This is a genomic window from Marinobacter sp. AC-23, assembly GCF_001858325.1.
In the GTDB taxonomy this organism is placed as follows: Bacteria; Pseudomonadota; Gammaproteobacteria; order Pseudomonadales; family Oleiphilaceae; genus Marinobacter.
In genome coordinates this window covers 414,845-430,449 of sequence record NZ_MBPP01000001.1, presented here as the reverse complement: position 1 = coordinate 430,449, position 15,605 = coordinate 414,845, and the positions used below count along the sequence as shown (strand labels likewise).

The window sequence follows — 15,605 nt, the reverse complement described above, 5'->3', positions numbered from 1 at the left end:
GTATGAATTTACCCAACCTGCTCACACTCTCCCGTATCATCATGATTCCGGTCTTTGTGGTGGTTTTTTATCTCCCTATGCAGTGGAGTTATATGGTGAGTGCGGCGATTTTCGCCATAGCTGCTGCGACGGACTGGCTAGATGGCTATCTCGCGCGAAAGCTGGATCAGAGCACGCCATTTGGTGCTTTTCTCGACCCAGTCGCCGATAAATTGATGGTGGCAGTGGCGTTGGCGTTGTTGATTCAGGAGTATTCCGCAATTCTGCTTACGATACCGGCAACGGTCATCATTGGCCGGGAGATTGTGATATCCGCATTGCGCGAATGGATGGCAGAAATCGGCAGCCGCGCAAGCGTTGCCGTATCCTACATCGGCAAGATCAAGACCACGGCACAGATGGCATCCATTGTGGGGCTGTTGGCGTTTCCTCCCGGCCAATTTCTTTCAGCGGTCGCTATGGGTTTGTTGTATATCGCGGCCGCCTTAACTCTTTGGTCCATGGGGCTCTACATTAAGGCTGCCTGGCCGGATTTGTTCCCCGAAAAAGATTGATCCGGCGGTGCCTCACAAGCAGTTGCCCAGCTGATAACTTCTTTCGCAAGTCTTTCCCCAGCACCGCCGAAGGCCTGCACAATCGAATCGATGGTCTGATCTCTTGCCGGCGTAGACACGATGAAGCTATCAGCGCAAAGGGCTTCCCGTGAGCGGTTGTCGATCAACTGCCCATAAATGGCTATGGTTACCCGCGTGCTGTCGCCTTGGCTGATTGTATGGAAGGCCGTAATCTCAGTAGCCAGACTCAAGTCGGTATTCCCGGGGCCTGTATCTGTGGTGACGTCATGGAAGCTTGCTGTTGCCCTGAATGCGCCTACCAGCATATCGCGCAGGATTACTGGGGTTGTATCCCTCCACCGCGCACCTCCATAAACCCTGAACTCCCATGGCACTGGCTTGGCTAAAATTCTTGTGCTGTTAAAGGGCTCGGAGGCAAACGGTGTATCAACGCGAAGGCTTTGGGGTTGACTGGCTGCACTTGTTTGCAGCCCCTGAGGCACTGGAAAATCCATTACTCTTGGTGCTTCCGGGGTAGGGAAAACCGTGCAAGCTGTCATGATGCCAGAAATGAACAGCGCGGTACCCGCAGCCCTGAAATTGTTTATAGCGGTCTTGCTCACTGGGAGACCTCCTTAATGCTGGGGCCACCCCAGATGGTGCCCGTGGGATCTTCTTCCAGGCGGCGGGTGAACTGGTTAAGGTTTCTCAGAGTGCTGCGCAGTTCTCTCAAAGCGGGGGCTAATTCCCCCATACCCTGGAGCCCCGAATCCAGGGCGCCTTCATTATTTCGGGTTAAATTATCAATGCGTGCTGCGGTTTGCTGAACCGTGTTCATGGCAGCGCTCATACTGGTTAGCACCGATTTTCCTTCATTTTGTAATAAAGCATTGGCGTTTTTCGAGACGGTGGACACTTTGACTGCCGCTTCAGCGGCCCGCTTTCCAGCATCGTCCATGCGTTCAAGTAACGCTATCAATTGATCACGGCTGCCAAGGAGAGAGTCGCTTGCTTCTCTGGCATTTTGCAAAATCACTGTCATGTTTTCGGTATTTTTTTGTGAAAACAACTTGTTCGCATTGGTGAGCAGCATTTCTGCTTTGGTCAACAGTGCCTCACCGTTCGTCAGGAGGCTGTTAAACGCCGATGGTTCGGCGGTAATGCGCGCCGGGTCATCTCTGGTGCCTTCCAATATAGGGCTGTCTTTGCTGCCACCGCTGAACTGAACGCTCATGCTGCCGGTAATATTAGCCAGCACCAGCCCGGCACGGGTGTTTTCACGCACGGGAACGCTCTGCTCAACCCGCACCAGAACCCGAACTTGGCCAGGCTCGTCTGATCTAGTTGTAGCCCTAGTACATCGCCTACTTCAACGCCTGTATAGAGAACCGGGTTACCCTTGGCCAAGCCGCTTACCGCGTGATCAAAAACGATTTCATAGTAGGCCCACTCACGATCCGCGGATGATTTTGCCAGCCACAGCGCGAACATCAGCGCTGCTGCCACTGCAATCAGCGTAAACAACCCGATGATTACGTGATGCGCTTTTGGTTCCATAGTTTCTTACTCCTGCGGCCGGCTCGGTTCTTGAGCCTGAAATGCGTAACTTGCAGCCCGCCCACGGGGGCCCTGAAAATAATCCTGAATCCATGAGTCGTCTGTTGTTGCGACCGTTTCAATTCGGTCGGCAACCAGTACCTTTTTCTGAGACAGCACGGCTACTCTATCGCAGGTGGTATACAGCGTGTCTAAATCGTGGGTAACCAAAAACACTGTTAGCCCCAATGCGTCCCGCAGGGTAACGATAAGCTTGTCAAACGCCGCAGCGCCAATTGGGTCAAGGCCGGCGGTAGGTTCGTCCAAAAAAAGAATTTCAGGATCCATCGCCAGGGATCGGGCCAATGCAGCGCGCTTGACCATGCCACCGGAGAGTTCCGACGGATATTTGAGGGCGGAATCGCTTGGTAGGCCTGTCAGCGCAAGCTTCATGCGAGCCAGTCCCTCTGCATCGGAGCGGGACAGCCTGCAGTGCTCAATTAATGGCAGCGCAATGTTCTGCACAAGGTTCAACGAGGTGAACAGGGCGCCACGCTGAAACAGAACGCCAAACCTTTGTTCGGTTTCTGAGCGATCTTCAGCGTTTAGTCCATCGAGATCTTTCCCAAACACCCGAATGCTGCCAGCGGTTGGTCTATGCAGGCCAACAATGCTTCTGAGTAAGACTGACTTGCCCGTTCCAGAGCCGCCAACCACCCCTAGTATTTCTCCTTTGAAAAGATTGAGGTCAAGATGTTTGTGAACAATATGACTGCCAAATCGGTTATCAAGGCCCCGAACTTCAATGACGGGCGTTGGCTGGTTGTCCGGTTTTTGAGTGTTTGAGTTCGTCATGGCTTACCAGCCCATTTCCATAAAAAAGAGTGCAGCAACCGCATCCAGAAGAATGACCATGAAGATGGACTGGACCACGCTGGATGTTGTATGAACGCCTACCGATTGCGCGCTTCCTCCTACCTTAAATCCTTCCAGACAGCCAATGGCTGCAATCAGAAAGGCAAAGATTGGGGCTTTCGACATACCAACGAGGAAATGCTTAAGCTCAATGTCCCGTCCCATAATCGCCATGAACTGCGCCGGAGAAATGTCCAGGGCGATAGCACACACCATGCCGCCGCCAACCAAGCCTGAGAGTATTCCCACGAAGGTAAGAATGGGCAGGCTTATCATCATCGCCAGCACTCTTGGAATCACCAGAAGCTCAACTGGGTCCAGCCCCAGCGTGCGAATGGCGTCTAGCTCTTCGTTTACCTTCATGGCACCAATTTGTGCCGTAAAGGCGCTGGCTGTACGCCCGGCAAGCAAAATGGCTGCGAGCAAAACCCCAAATTCGCGCAAAAACGAGAAAGCCACGAGATTTACGGTGTAAATGGTGGCCCCAAAGTCTTTCAATACCGTGGCTCCAAGAAACGCCACAACTGCACCCACCAGAAATGTGAGCAAAGCCACGATAGGGAGGGCGTTGAGCCCAGTGTTCTGAACGGCTGCTACAAACGGCGTAACACGCCATCTGCTTGGCCTGGGCAAAACCACAAAAAGTGTTGCGAGAATTTGCCCAACAAACCCTGCCAACAAATACACCAGGTGCCAGATCGCCTCCACGGTTTTGCCGGTTTCCGTTAGGAACTGCGTGATGGGCGCGAGGCCTTCAGGCTCTGGTGGCGGCTTCTCTTGCATAGCGTCAGCCACAGCTTGTAAGAGTGCGCTTTGCTCTTGCGGCAGGGTGCCATCATGTTTTGCCAGCGCGCTAAGGGTTTCGGGCCCTAGCAGTGCAACCAGAAGGGAGGCGCCTGCTGTATCGATACGCCCTAAGCCTTTAAGGTCAACATTTTCGACGCTCCACTGCTCGCCAGAATAGTCATCAACCTTCTGTTTGAGTGTTTGGTAGTTGGCTAGGGCCCAGTCACCACGGACAGTCAGAGTGTCGTTTTTATACTCCAGGGTTCCGGATTGGTGCCGGCCCTGGGGTGAGTTTTGATGGTCTGGGGAACTGGCACTATTGGGCACGGGTGTCAGAAATCCAAAAGTTGGTTGGTTAGCGTACTAGCTTAGAGACTACAGACGCTATCTGCCAGTACCTGGCGGTCTTCCTGGTCGTGGCTGGCGAGTACAATGAGCGTGCCCTGGGATTTTTGTTCCAGCAGCAGCTGTCTTAAAAGATCCCGTGCATCACTGTCCAGCCCGGTTAGTGCTCATCCAGTAACAGCACGGGTTGCTGGCGAAGAATCGCACGCAATAACGCAACACGTTGCCGTTGGCCGCCAGAAAGGTCGCCGGGCAGTCGTGAGCCAAAGCTGCTAAGGCCCACGCTTTGTAGGCCCAGCTCAATGGCGTGTTGGTTCTCCTGCGTGAGCTTCAGCCCCGGGTGAATGCCCAAGCCAATATTTGCTTCAACGCTCAAATGTTCGAACAGGTTGTGCTCCTGAAACACGCTGGTCATTGGCCTTTGCCAAGGCGCATGATTCCGGATGCTTTTATCCTGCCACAGAATATCGCCGGATTGGGCTCAAGAAAGCCTGCCAGCAGGTTCATGAGTGTGGATTTTCCAGATCCGCTGGCACCATGGATGGCGATGCATTGTCCGGGCATTACGGTAAAATTGAAGTTCCACGGAGCTTTCTGGCCCGGATAGGCGAAAACCAGGTTTTTAACTTCAAGCATGTTCTGGCTCCGTGACTGTGCGTGGTGAATTGGTTGTCCAGCCGGGCTTGCGTGCGGGCGTTCCCAGCCGATTAAACAGGCTGAACAGCGCCAGCAGAATGAGAATCAGCCACAACCCGGTTGCAGCAGCAGCATCAATTCGGTAGCTGCCGAGTTGCTGATACAGCAAGACGGGTAGAGTGGGGTGGCCTGGGCTTCCGAACAGGGCGATGACTCCGAAGTCTCCCAGTGATAAACCAGTGCCATACGCCATTGCCAGTGCTAGCGGCCGACGCAGCCGGGGCCAATGTAGCCAGCGCCAGCGATACCAACCCAACACGCCGAGCTGGTCGGCCTGCTGGCGGCTGCCTAAGTCCAAACTGCCCATGGGCCCTCTGAGCATCTGTAGCACAAAGGGTAGCGCCATCATGGCATTGATGAGTGTGACCAGTATCAGCCCTTGGTTGGAGCTGCCAAGGCTGGGGCGGAACAGTAAAAACAAACCCGTGCCCAATACCAGTGGCGGCACCATCAAGGGCAGGTAGGCCGCCACACTGGTAAGTCGTGTTAGCGCTGACTTTGCTCCAACCGATCCCGACGCCAGAATAAGCAGTGCCGCGCTCACCGACATCAACCCGGCAGGCAAAGCTATGGCAAGGCTTCTTAAGGTCGCATCGAGTAAAGCGGGGTTCCCCGAGAAGCTGCCTTGCGGGAAGAACGCAGCGCCCATGCCCGGAAGCCCCCTAAGAAAAATGGCTATAAGCGGCATTAACAGAAACAGCACAAACAGCCCGAGAGCTGCGCCATCGCATATTCGGGCCCACACCGAGCTGCCTGCTTTGCTTCGGTGTGCGGCAACCCGCCTATCGGGGAGGAGCGACGCGGTGAGCCCACGGCGAGCTGCCAACCACCAAAGAAACCCGCAAATAAACAGCTGAACCATGGCAAGAAGTGCAGCTTGGCCGGCATCAAATTCAAAGCGTAAGGACTGATAGATGGCAACCTCAATGGTTGTGGCTGCCGGCCCACCACCTAAGGTCATAACGATGGCAAAACTGGTAAAACACAGAGTGAATACAAGAGCCGCCAGGCCCGGCAAAACCGGCTTTATCGCCGGCCACTCTACAGCGCGCCAGTACCACCATCGGCCAAGCCCCAATTGTGCAGCAACGCGGCGCTGGGATGCCGGTGCACCTTCAATACCTTGCAGCAGAATGCGAGCAGCCAAGGGCGCGTTAAAAAACACGTGTGCCAGAACAATGCCATTAATGCCATAGAGGTTCCAAGATGCGCCCAGCCAGTCGTTGGCAAAGCCCGTAAACCAGCCTTGTCGACCATATACGCTTACCAGGCCAGATACCGCGACAATAGAAGGCAGTACCAAGCTCAGCTCCATCAAACGGAGCAAAACAGCACGGCCGGGAAAGGCCGGTTGCCGGGCTAAAATTCTGGCCACAGGCAAGGCGACAAGCAGGCTGAGGGCCACGGATAAAAATGCTTGCCAAGCAGTAAAGATAACCACGGTGCGCAGGTAGCGGCTGCGCCAGAGTTGGCTCATATCCGGTAGAGATGTCTCCCAAACCAATGCACCCAGCCCGGCCATTGCAAGCACTATTAATGCACTGGCTATGGCCAGCCCAGGCCACAGCCGCCAGCCAGGTTGGCTGAACGGCGCGGCGGAGTGGCGGATGGGTGTACTCACAGAGGGCATGTTCCTGGTTTAACGCGTCATGGCATCGAGCCACTCATTCAGCCAATCGCGCCGTTTGTCGGTTACGGCTTTCGGGTCAAAATAAAGTGCTTTTGTCGGCTGAATCAGCTTGTCGAATACTTTTGGCAATTCGTCTCCCAGATCCGTCGCAGGGTACATGACGTTTTTCAGGGGAATATGGCGTTGAAAATCGACACTGAGCATGAAATCGAGAAACGCCCGGCCCAGATCCTTTTGCTTGGAAGATTCCACCAAGGCCGCAACCTCCACTTGCAGGTAGTGACCTTCTTTGAATTTAGCCGCTTGGTAGCGATCGGTTTTATCCACTGCCATGTGGTAAGCAGGCGAGGTGCTATAGGAGAGAATCATGGGTGCCTCACCATTCATGAACAGCGAGAAGTAGCCATCGCTCCAGCTTTTGGTGGTGGTGAGAATCTTGCCTTTAAGTTGCTGCCACTTTTCCCCAGCCTGATCGCCGTATACGTGGCGCATCCACAAAAGCAACCCTAAGCCCGGCGTGCTGGTTCTGGGATCCTGAATAATGATCTTTAGATCATCAGGGGCGGCAATAAGAGCTTCCAGGCTTTCCGGCGGATTGGGTAGCTGCTCGGTATCGTACACAAACGCAAAGTAGCCCCAGTCGTAAGGCACAAAAACCTTATCTTGCCATTTTACGGGCAAGTTCAAGCGCGACAGGTCTGTTCCATGATTGGCTAGCAAGCCCGTTTGCCGGGTGGTTTCCATAATGCCAGTATCTAGCCCCAGTACCACATCGGCCTGGCTGCTTTTACCTTCAAGTCGCAGGCGCTGAAGGATGTCACCGCTGCTATCCAAAACCACATAGTTGATCTGGCAATTACAGGTTTGTTCGAAGGCTTCTTTCACGGCGGGCCCAGGGCCCCACTCAGCAGCGAATGAGGGGTGAGTGTAGATTGTGAGCGTGGATACCTTCTGAGCGTTTGCAGGCATGGAGGCCAAGGCGAGCAAGAGCAGTGTGAGCGCCCGAATGAGCATGATGGTGTAACCTCCGCAACAGATGAGGGGTGCCCATAAAAGGCCTGTCGCGGAACCCACCGAAGCCGGTGAGTGCTCAATCCCTTCGCCGGCATAATCCGGATCAGGTTCCGCGGGTATGGTCTCAGCCTGGCATTTGCCTGGCACCCCGTTGAGTTGAATAAAGTGTACCATGCTGGCGGTTGGCAATGGGAAGAGGCAAGGAGAAGGCAGGTGCCAAAATTTTTACATACAGCAGACTGGCAGATGGGCCGAACCTACAGCCGGTTTGCGGCCGAAGATGGCGCAGCATTGGTGGAAGCACGCTATGAAGCCATTGAGCGACTGGCTGCGTTGGCTGTAGAGCATCAGTGTGATGCCATTCTGGTCGCAGGCGATGTGTTTGATGCCCAAACGGTTTCCGATCGCACCATACGGCGGGTATTTAATGCCACCGGTGGTTTTAAAGGGCCTTGGGTCATGCTGCCTGGCAACCACGACGCCGCGCTTGCGGAGAGCGTTTGGTCCCGGGCAAAACGCCTTGGGGCGGTTCCCGAGAACGTGTATCTCGCGCTCGAATCTGGCGTTACGCAGCTGCCGGAGCAGGGCATCTCAGTGCTGTCTGCGCCCCTGACCCAGCGACATACATACGGCGACCTGACCCAGCCGCTGGGCGACATGGAGACCCCGCCAGAGTACCTGCGTATAGGGTTAGCTCACGGCAGTGTTCAGGGTTTGCTGCCTGAGGAAATTGATTCTACCAACCCTATTGCTCCCGACAGAACAGATACTGCCAAACTGGATTACCTGGCCCTGGGTGACTGGCACGGGGTTAAGCAAATCAACGAACGCACCTGGTACAGCGGCACGCCAGAGCCTGAGCGGTTTCGTAATAACGATGCCGGATACGTATTGATTGTTGATATCGAAGAGCCGGGTGCCACCCCCATGGTTACCCTTCACGAAACGGCTCGCTATCAATGGCACCAGTGGCGCGAAAGCCTGTCCGTGCCTTCAGACCTGGATGAATTGCTGTACCGAATAAGCCAGCTACCCGAAGCCACGGTTCTGGATCTGAAGCTCAGCGGCACGCTTACACTGGCGGGCGCCCAAAAACTGACTGAGGCGCTCTCCATAGCAGAAGCAAAATACCGCAGCGTCACCTGTGATCGAACCGGCTTGCAGCTGGAACCCACTGAGGATGACATTGTCGCCCTACATGCAGATGGCTATCTCGGGGAGGTGGTTCAGGAACTTCGAGAAGCACAACAAACCGCGGGCAGCGGTGGTGATACAGAGGTGGCGCGGGATGCACTGGCCATTCTTGCGGGCTTGCTGACACAGCAAGACACGGAGGTGGCTCCGTGAAACTTCAACGTATACGGGTAGAGCAGTTTCGTCAGTTCAGGGGCGGCATAGAGCTGGGCAACCTGCAGCCCGGCATCAACCTGATCCACGGCCCCAATGAATCTGGTAAAAGCACCCTGGTTCGTGCCATTCGAGCCGCATTTTTTGAGCGCTACCGATCAAAATCGGCTGAAGACCTGGCCCCTTGGGGTGACTCCTCAGCCGCGCCCACGGTTGAACTCTCGTTCGAGCACAGCGGCCAGCAATGGCAATTGGATAAGCGCTTCCTCAAGCGGCACCGTTGTGATTTGTTAATCGACAGCACCGCGTTCAGTGGTGAAGAAGCCGAAGAAAAACTTGCTGAATTACTGGGCTATCAATTCCCCAAGAAAGGCGCCAGCAAAGAAGAGCATTGGGGTATTCCGGGTTTGCTCTGGGTAGAGCAGGGCACAGGCCAGGATATCGAAAAGGCCGTTTTACACGCAGGTGGCCATCTGAAATCTGCCTTGAACAATCTGGTGGGTGAGGTGGCAAGCACCGGTGGGGACAAAATTGTTCAAGCGGTGGAGCAGCAGAGGAAAGAATTGCTGACCGCCACCGGAAAGCCACGGGGTGACTATTTAGCCCTGGCCAATAGCCAAGAGACTCTGCAGCAGCAGGTGCACGATCTGCAGGCCAGGGTTGAGCAGTACCAGGCACAGGTTGACCGGTTGGGCTCGTTGGCACTAGAACACAACAAGGCCGGCCAGGAGCGTCCCTGGGAAGAAGCCCGGGCCAGCATGCAGCGTGCAGAAACCAAATATCGAGAGGTTGAAGCGCTGCAGGAACAGCAAAGTCGCGGCCATGACGCCCTGAAACAGTTACAGCAAAACCTCACGTTATTGTTGCAAAACCAAACTCATTGGCGAAACCAAAGTGAACAGTTGGAGCAACGCCACCAAAGTTATCTAAGCGCTAAAAAACAACTTGAGCGGGAGGAGCTTGCCAGCCCTGAACTGGCAGCGGCGGTTGAAGCTGCTCGTAAGGAATATCAGCTGTCTACCGGTGTAGTACAGCAGGCGCATCTAAGAGATAAGCGAGAACGGTTGCAAAAGGAGAGCGCGAGGCTGGACACTGAGCTGGCAAAGCTGGAGCAAAGCCAGGAAAAAGCCCAAGGTATTCAGGTATCCCTAAACAGTGCCCGAAAACAGAAACAACAAAACCAAATAGATGCCGGTGCGCTGGGCCAGCTTAAGCAGGATCAGCGGGAACTGGATGATGCCAATATACGTATTCAGACCGTGGCCACTCGCGTTACCTGGAACCTGAACCCAGGCAAAAGCCTGGCTCTGGATGGGCAGGCCATTGAAGGGCAAAACGAAAAACTCCTTCTGGAGCCTGGCGTTCTTGAGATTTCTGGCCTGGGTACTCTGGGCATTCAGCCCGGCGGTGATGATCTTGCCAGCCTCCGCCGCCAGTTTGAGCGGGTGGGCCAATCCGTATCACAGCAGCTAGCCGCGCTAGCTGTTGAATCGGTAGAGGCAGCAGAGCAAAAGCTGGGTAGGCTGCAAGATGCAGAGGCACAGATAAAGCGTTTTGACGAGCTTCTTAGATCCCTGGCCCCCAGCGGAGTGGAGCAATTACATTCAGCGAGAGCTGATATGGAATCCGAGCTGCGTGCTCGCATCGCTGAGCTGGAAGCCTTGCCAGCCGTTTCGACGATTGATGGAGAAGGTAAACCCTTAAGTGTTGTGGAAACTGAGCTGAAACAGGCGGAAAAAAAGCTGGCGGATGTAGAATCCCGCCAGCGCCAACAGGAAACCCTGTGCTTGAAAGCTCGCTATGCCAGCGATGCGGCCCACCGCGAGTGGCTGCGAATACAAGAGGAGTTGAGCAGCCCCGAGCGACAGCAGAAAATGGAAGAGCTTGCTCGGGATATTGCGACCACTGAAAAGCAACAGGCAGAACTTGAGACTGCCCTGAAAGAGCGAGAAGCGAGAATTCTTGAGGCTCGCCCAGAGCTGCTGAAGCAGGATGTTGAACGCTACCGGGCTGCCGCTGAACATCAAGAAAAAGCGCAACAAAATCGAGCCCTGGAGTTGAGTGAGATTCGGGCAAGATTGGAAGCTTGGGGTGCCGAAGGGCTTGAAGAGCAGCACAACGAACAAGCGGCTGAACTGGAGCACGTCAACCGCAGATATCTTGAATTGGATAGGCGAGCAAAAGCGCTCGATTTGCTGCTAAATCTACTGAAAGAAAAACGCCAAGCGCTTACACGCCGGCTGCAGGCTCCGCTGCAAAAGCACCTGGATCATTACTTATCCGTGCTGTTCCCGGAAGCCAGCCTGGAAGTGGATGAAAACCTGATGCCTGGAAAGTTCAGCCGGGGAGCTGAGTTGGGGCAGATGGCCGAATTAAGTTATGGCGCCCGAGAACAAATGGGCCTGATCAGCCGCTTGGCGTACGCCGACTTGTTGCAAGAAGCCGGCCGCCCAACCTTGGTCATTCTGGATGATACCTTGGTGCACAGTGATGCTGAGCGCCTGGATGGCATGAAGCGTATCCTGTTCGACGCTGCAACCCGGCACCAGATACTGCTGTTTACCTGTCACCCTGAAAAATGGCAGGATCTGGGGGTGGAGCCTCGGGATCTTGAGGCACTAAAGCTCCAGAGTGCTTCTGGTTAAAATTCAATCACAAACTCCCGGTAAAACATAAACTTAAAAAAAGTATTGACGAAAGATCCGTAATCCGTAGAATACGCATCCGTTGTCGGGGCATTGCTTCGGTGGCTAAAAGCGGGAATAGCTCAGTTGGTAGAGCGCAACCTTGCCAAGGTTGAGGTCGCGAGTTCGAATCTCGTTTCCCGCTCCAATTACTTCAAGTCTCTCAATGCCCCCTGAGAGCAAAAGACTCGAATCCTTCGATCTTGTTTTAGGCGCGGTGGCAGAGTGGTCATGCAGCGGACTGCAACTCCGCGTACGCCGGTTCGATTCCGACCCGCGCCTCCATTATTTCTATCTTCTTTTAAATGACTTGAACGGCCGATGTCAGCATCCGTGTTGCGATGGCGACAACGCTTTACGACTTTTCGGTGTTCCTGAGAGAATTCAGTTCGAGGTAGTAAAGTCGTCTTCGTCGATTGTCTCAGCGAGGAAATCCAGCAGTGCTCGCACTGAGGCAGAAGTCCCCGCCGAGACGGAAAAGCCGCATGTATGATACCGCTCCTAGGCTCCCAGCCCGGTAGCACATCAATCAATCGACCAGCCTGTAAATCCTTGCCTCCGACCAACATAGCTAGCTTAACCACCCCATGCCCGGCGAGGGCCGCCTCGTGTAGGGTCTCAGCACTGTCGGTCACCAGACGAGGCCTGTGCTGAATCTGAACGGTAGTACCCTTGGGGCCGATCAGGTCCCAGTAATGTTGTTTATCGTGCTGCTCAAAATCCAGGCTAGGCAACCGGCTTAAATCGCTGGGTGTTTTTGGTAACGGGTGGTTTTCAAACAGGTTGGGAGAAGCCATTAACCGCTGTGGGCTGCGTGATAACACTTTCATATTAAGGTCGCTATCTTCTAAAGGCGGGAAGCGTACTCGAATCGCCATATCGAATCCTTCCTTGACGACGTCAACACGTCGGCTGGTGGCCTCTGCTTGTACCTCCACCTTTGGGTAACGGGCCATGAAACGAATCAGTATCGGGGTGATCAGATAGTGTAGGACGCTCGGAGCACAGCTTAGTCGCACAACCCCTCTTGGCTCTGCCCGGTTCACCTCAATAAGCTCCTGTGCTGCCTCGGCCTCTACCAACATGGCTGTGCAGTGTTGGTAGTAGGCCTGACCAATCTCCGTCACCGAGAAGTGCCGTGTTGAGCGGCTTACCAGACGAGTCTCCAGCCGCTCCTCCAGTTGCCCAATGCGGCGGCTTAGCTTCGACTTGGTAATGCCCAGCGCACGGCCAGCTGGTGCAAAACCTTTGTAATCTACAACCTGAACGAAGTAATAAAGGTCATTAAGATCCTGCATTTCATTGTCCTATTTTTGTGACGCTGAGTGTCATTTTTGCAGTCTAGCGGAAATATTAGTCGTAAAGTAGACTTCTGAGTGTTGAGGCGTTGTGTCTCTTTTAATGAGTTTGGGAGCCTGGTGATGATGAAGGTTAAAGAGGTATATAGCGCACCACACGGTCATTGGGTTGGCGATGGTTTCCCTGTGCGCTCGCTTTTCAGCTACGACCGAATGGGCGCTGAGTGCATCAGCCCCTTCCTGTTGCTGGATCATGCCGGGCCTTTCGACTTTAAGCCGGCCAAGCGTCCGCGCGGCGTAGGCCAGCATCCCCATCGTGGCTTTGAGACCGTAACTCTTGTTTACGAAGGAGAGCTTGAGCACCGGGATTCTAGCGGTAGCGGCGGACGCATTGGCGAAGGTGACGTGCAGTGGATGACGGCCGGCAGCGGTATTATCCACGACGAATTCCATTCCCAACCGTTCACCGAACAAGGCGGCAAGCTTGAGATGGTGCAGCTATGGGTCAATTTACCAGCTCAACACAAGGGCACGTCAGCGGCTTACCAAACGCTGCTCGCCGCCGACATTCCCAACGTGCCGTTGGACGACGGGAACGGGAGCGTACGTGTGGTAGCCGGGAACTATCGTGGGCATAACGGGCCGGCGAAGACTTTCACCCCGATCAACATGTGGGATATTCGGCTCGCTTCCGGAGGTGAGGTTGTGTTGCAGGTACCGGAGGGCCATACCACGCTGCTGGTCGTTCTGAATGGGGCGGTTCTGATTAACGATGAGACCATTGTGCGTGGTGAATCCGTAGTCAGTTTCGAGCGCCCTGACCATGAACTGAACCTGAAGGCGAACAACGAAACCAAGCTGCTACTGCTTAGCGGCGAGCCCATCAATGAACCTGTAGTAGGCCATGGCCCCTTCGTGATGAACAGTGACGAAGAGATCCGGCAAGCCATCACGGATTTCCAAAGTGGTAAATACGGTTCCTTGAACGGCTAGCGGACAAAGCTTTCCGCTGGCGCTTTACCTGGCAGCCAAACTGCCGGGTGTCTCTCAACCTGAAGACGAAACGGAGAATCAACATGTCATTTACTTACAACCGCTTGAATAAAGACGATGTGGCCCTGCTGATGGTTGATCACCAAGCGGGTCTGCTCTCTCTCGTACGGGACTTTAGTCAGGATGAGTTCAAGAACAACGTCATGGCTTTGGCCGATATTGGACAGTTCTTCGAGATCCCAACGATTCTGACCACGAGCTTCGAGGATGGTCCAAATGGACCGATGGTGCCCGAATTGAAAGAAGCGTTTCCAGACGCGCCCTACATTGCCCGGCCAGGCCAGGTAAACGCCTGGGATAACGAAGATTTTGTTAAGGCGATCAAGGACACAGGCAAGAAACAGCTGTTGATTGCCGGCGTGGTAACTGAGGTCTGTGTCGCCTTCCCAGCTTTGTCGGCGCTAGAGGAAGGCTATGAGGTCTTCGTCGTCACAGATGCGTCAGGCACGTTCAACCAGACCACCCGGGATGCTGCGTGGGATCGAATGTCCCAGGCGGGTGTCCAGTTGATGAGCTGGTTCGGCGTGGGTTGTGAGCTGCATCGCGACTGGCGTAACGATATCGAAGGCTTTGGTGGGATCCTCGCAAGTCATCTGCCGGCTTACGCGAATCTTATCCAAAGTCGCGATTCGGCACTCCAGAGCAAATAAGAAATTTGGGCCGGTGGCGACCCTCTAAATACCCGTGGTTGCCATCAGTATTACAACCAAAAAACCAATCGCCACTGCCTTGGTCCAAATGGTCCGTTTTACCCCAGAAATCGATGAGCGTGCAGAGCACGCTCATCGGAATACCGAGACTGGCGTTTTATCAGCCTGCACTCTCTTCTTGATGCGTACTCGCAATCTAGCCCGTCAGGTCGCGTTCAAAATTCCTTTTGTTTTCTTTCTTGAATAAATCGAGCGCTCGTTCTATTTTTAGAGCAGGAGGTTTAAACATGACCAATTCCAGTGAAGCGAAATCTAACAGCTCGAACTGGCCCCTTCGCACAGATAGCAAAATTGCACTTGTTACTGGCGCGGCAGGGGGTTTAGGGAAGAGCTTCACCCAGTGTTTACTTGATACGGGGGCTACCGTCATCGTGAGCGGCCGTCGTCGCGAAGCGCTCGAACATCTTAAATCCGAGTTCCCCAATCACGCCGATCGCATTCACGTTGTCGCAATGGACGTTAGCGACGAAAACAGCGTCTCACAGGCTTTCGATGTGATGGCCAATGAAGTCGGAGTTCCTGATGTGGTGGTTGCCAATGCCGGTGTGGCCGTCAGCAAAAAAGCTCTGGACTGCACAGGTGACGACTGGAATAGCGTTATCGATACAAACCTCAAAGGTTGCTGGTTGGTTGCCACCGAGGCGGCCCGCCGCTTGTCCGGTGAAGAGCGTCGAGGAAGCATCATAATGATTTCCTCAATTCTTGGGCATCGTTCGGCGGGCAATGTCGCACCCTATGCCGTTGCCAAGGCCGGTGTTGAGCAACTGACTCGCGTTCTTGCCCTGGAATGGGCTCGCTACGGTATTCGTGTTAACGCGCTGGCGCCTGGGTACATAGAAACTGATTTGAACCGAGATTTCTTTGCCACTGATCCCGGCCAAAAAATGATTCGCCGCATTCCTCAGCGGCGTCTAGGGCAGCCCGACGACCTATGTGGACCGCTGCTGCTCTTGGCATCGGATCTTTCTCGCTATATGACTGGCAGCACCCTTGTGGTGGATGGCGGTCATCTTCAATCTTCGCTTTAGAGGGCTTCG

Annotated in this window: 13 protein-coding genes, 2 tRNA genes, 2 pseudogenes and 1 riboswitch; of the genes and pseudogenes, 8 read left to right on the top strand and 9 right to left on the bottom strand. The window is 54.4% G+C overall.

The window, feature by feature from the left end; genetic code table 11:
* The first annotated feature begins 2 nt into the window (after positions 1–2).
* Positions 3–554 (top strand): CDP-diacylglycerol--glycerol-3-phosphate 3-phosphatidyltransferase, encoded by a 552-nt coding sequence (pgsA, locus tag BCA33_RS01985; protein ID WP_071263134.1) that lies wholly within the window; start codon positions 3–5, stop codon positions 552–554.
* Here pgsA and BCA33_RS01980 read toward each other — a convergent pair.
* From BCA33_RS01980 to thiB, 8 genes and pseudogenes are all read right to left on the bottom strand, one after another.
* On the bottom strand, positions 509–1,177 hold the full coding sequence (locus tag BCA33_RS01980; RefSeq protein WP_083394601.1) for an ABC-type transport auxiliary lipoprotein family protein: 669 nt from the start codon (positions 1,175–1,177) through the stop codon (positions 509–511). The two genes, pgsA and BCA33_RS01980, sit on opposite strands and share 46 nt — an antisense overlap.
* Positions 1,174–1,839, bottom strand: a complete 666-nt coding sequence (locus BCA33_RS01975; RefSeq protein WP_254774114.1) for an MlaD family protein — start codon at positions 1,837–1,839, stop codon at positions 1,174–1,176. The genes BCA33_RS01980 and BCA33_RS01975 overlap by 4 nt, the downstream gene beginning before the upstream one ends.
* A complete protein-coding gene (locus tag BCA33_RS21165) occupies positions 1,785–2,111 on the bottom strand; it encodes an MlaD family protein (RefSeq protein ID WP_254774113.1) in 327 nt (108 codons plus the stop codon). Before BCA33_RS21165 ends, BCA33_RS01975 begins: the two co-directional genes overlap by 55 nt.
* Before the next feature lie 6 nt (positions 2,112–2,117).
* Entirely contained in the window at positions 2,118–2,945 is an 828-nt protein-coding gene (locus BCA33_RS01970; protein ID WP_071263133.1) for an ABC transporter ATP-binding protein, read from the bottom strand.
* 3 nt (positions 2,946–2,948) lie between these two features.
* The gene (locus tag BCA33_RS01965; RefSeq protein ID WP_071263261.1) at positions 2,949–4,052 is read right to left on the bottom strand and encodes an ABC transporter permease; all 1,104 of its coding nucleotides are present in this window, start codon (positions 4,050–4,052) and stop codon (positions 2,949–2,951) included.
* A gap of 244 nt (positions 4,053–4,296) precedes the next feature.
* Positions 4,297–4,700 (bottom strand): annotated as a pseudogene (locus BCA33_RS01960) (ATP-binding cassette domain-containing protein).
* Between the two features lie 64 nt (positions 4,701–4,764).
* Positions 4,765–6,453, bottom strand: a complete 1,689-nt coding sequence (gene thiP, locus BCA33_RS01955) for a thiamine/thiamine pyrophosphate ABC transporter permease (protein ID WP_254774112.1) — start codon at positions 6,451–6,453, stop codon at positions 4,765–4,767.
* A gap of 18 nt (positions 6,454–6,471) precedes the next feature.
* A complete protein-coding gene (thiB, locus tag BCA33_RS01950; protein WP_071263131.1) occupies positions 6,472–7,476 on the bottom strand; it encodes a thiamine ABC transporter substrate binding subunit in 1,005 nt (334 codons plus the stop codon).
* Between the two features lie 63 nt (positions 7,477–7,539).
* Positions 7,540–7,637, bottom strand: a riboswitch (TPP riboswitch).
* A gap of 52 nt (positions 7,638–7,689) precedes the next feature.
* Between thiB and BCA33_RS01945 the strand changes: the two genes are divergently transcribed.
* The 4 genes from BCA33_RS01945 to BCA33_RS01930 all read left to right on the top strand — a co-directional run bounded on the left by BCA33_RS01945 (position 7,690) and on the right by BCA33_RS01930 (position 11,792).
* The gene (locus BCA33_RS01945; protein WP_071263130.1) at positions 7,690–8,823 is read left to right on the top strand and encodes a DNA repair exonuclease; all 1,134 of its coding nucleotides are present in this window, start codon (positions 7,690–7,692) and stop codon (positions 8,821–8,823) included.
* A complete protein-coding gene (locus tag BCA33_RS01940) occupies positions 8,820–11,468 on the top strand; it encodes an AAA family ATPase (protein WP_071263129.1) in 2,649 nt (882 codons plus the stop codon). Before BCA33_RS01945 ends, BCA33_RS01940 begins: the two co-directional genes overlap by 4 nt.
* Before the next feature lie 111 nt (positions 11,469–11,579).
* Positions 11,580–11,655: transfer RNA gene (locus tag BCA33_RS01935), tRNA-Gly, on the top strand.
* 63 nt (positions 11,656–11,718) lie between these two features.
* Positions 11,719–11,792, top strand: a tRNA-Cys gene (locus tag BCA33_RS01930).
* 99 nt (positions 11,793–11,891) lie between these two features.
* On the opposite strand, the pseudogene BCA33_RS01925 reads toward BCA33_RS01930, so the two are convergent.
* Positions 11,892–12,805, bottom strand: a pseudogene (locus BCA33_RS01925) (LysR substrate-binding domain-containing protein).
* A gap of 123 nt (positions 12,806–12,928) precedes the next feature.
* Between BCA33_RS01925 and BCA33_RS01920 the strand changes: the two are divergent.
* The 3 genes from BCA33_RS01920 (at position 12,929) to BCA33_RS01905 (ending at position 15,596) form a co-directional block, all read left to right on the top strand.
* Positions 12,929–13,798 (top strand): pirin family protein, encoded by an 870-nt coding sequence (locus BCA33_RS01920; protein ID WP_071263128.1) that lies wholly within the window; start codon positions 12,929–12,931, stop codon positions 13,796–13,798.
* Positions 13,799–13,881: 83 nt separating this feature from the next.
* Entirely contained in the window at positions 13,882–14,508 is a 627-nt protein-coding gene (ycaC, locus tag BCA33_RS01915; RefSeq protein WP_071263127.1) for an isochorismate family cysteine hydrolase YcaC, read from the top strand.
* 287 nt (positions 14,509–14,795) lie between these two features.
* A complete protein-coding gene (locus BCA33_RS01905) occupies positions 14,796–15,596 on the top strand; it encodes an SDR family NAD(P)-dependent oxidoreductase (RefSeq protein WP_071263125.1) in 801 nt (266 codons plus the stop codon).
* Positions 15,597–15,605 lie beyond the last annotated feature (9 nt).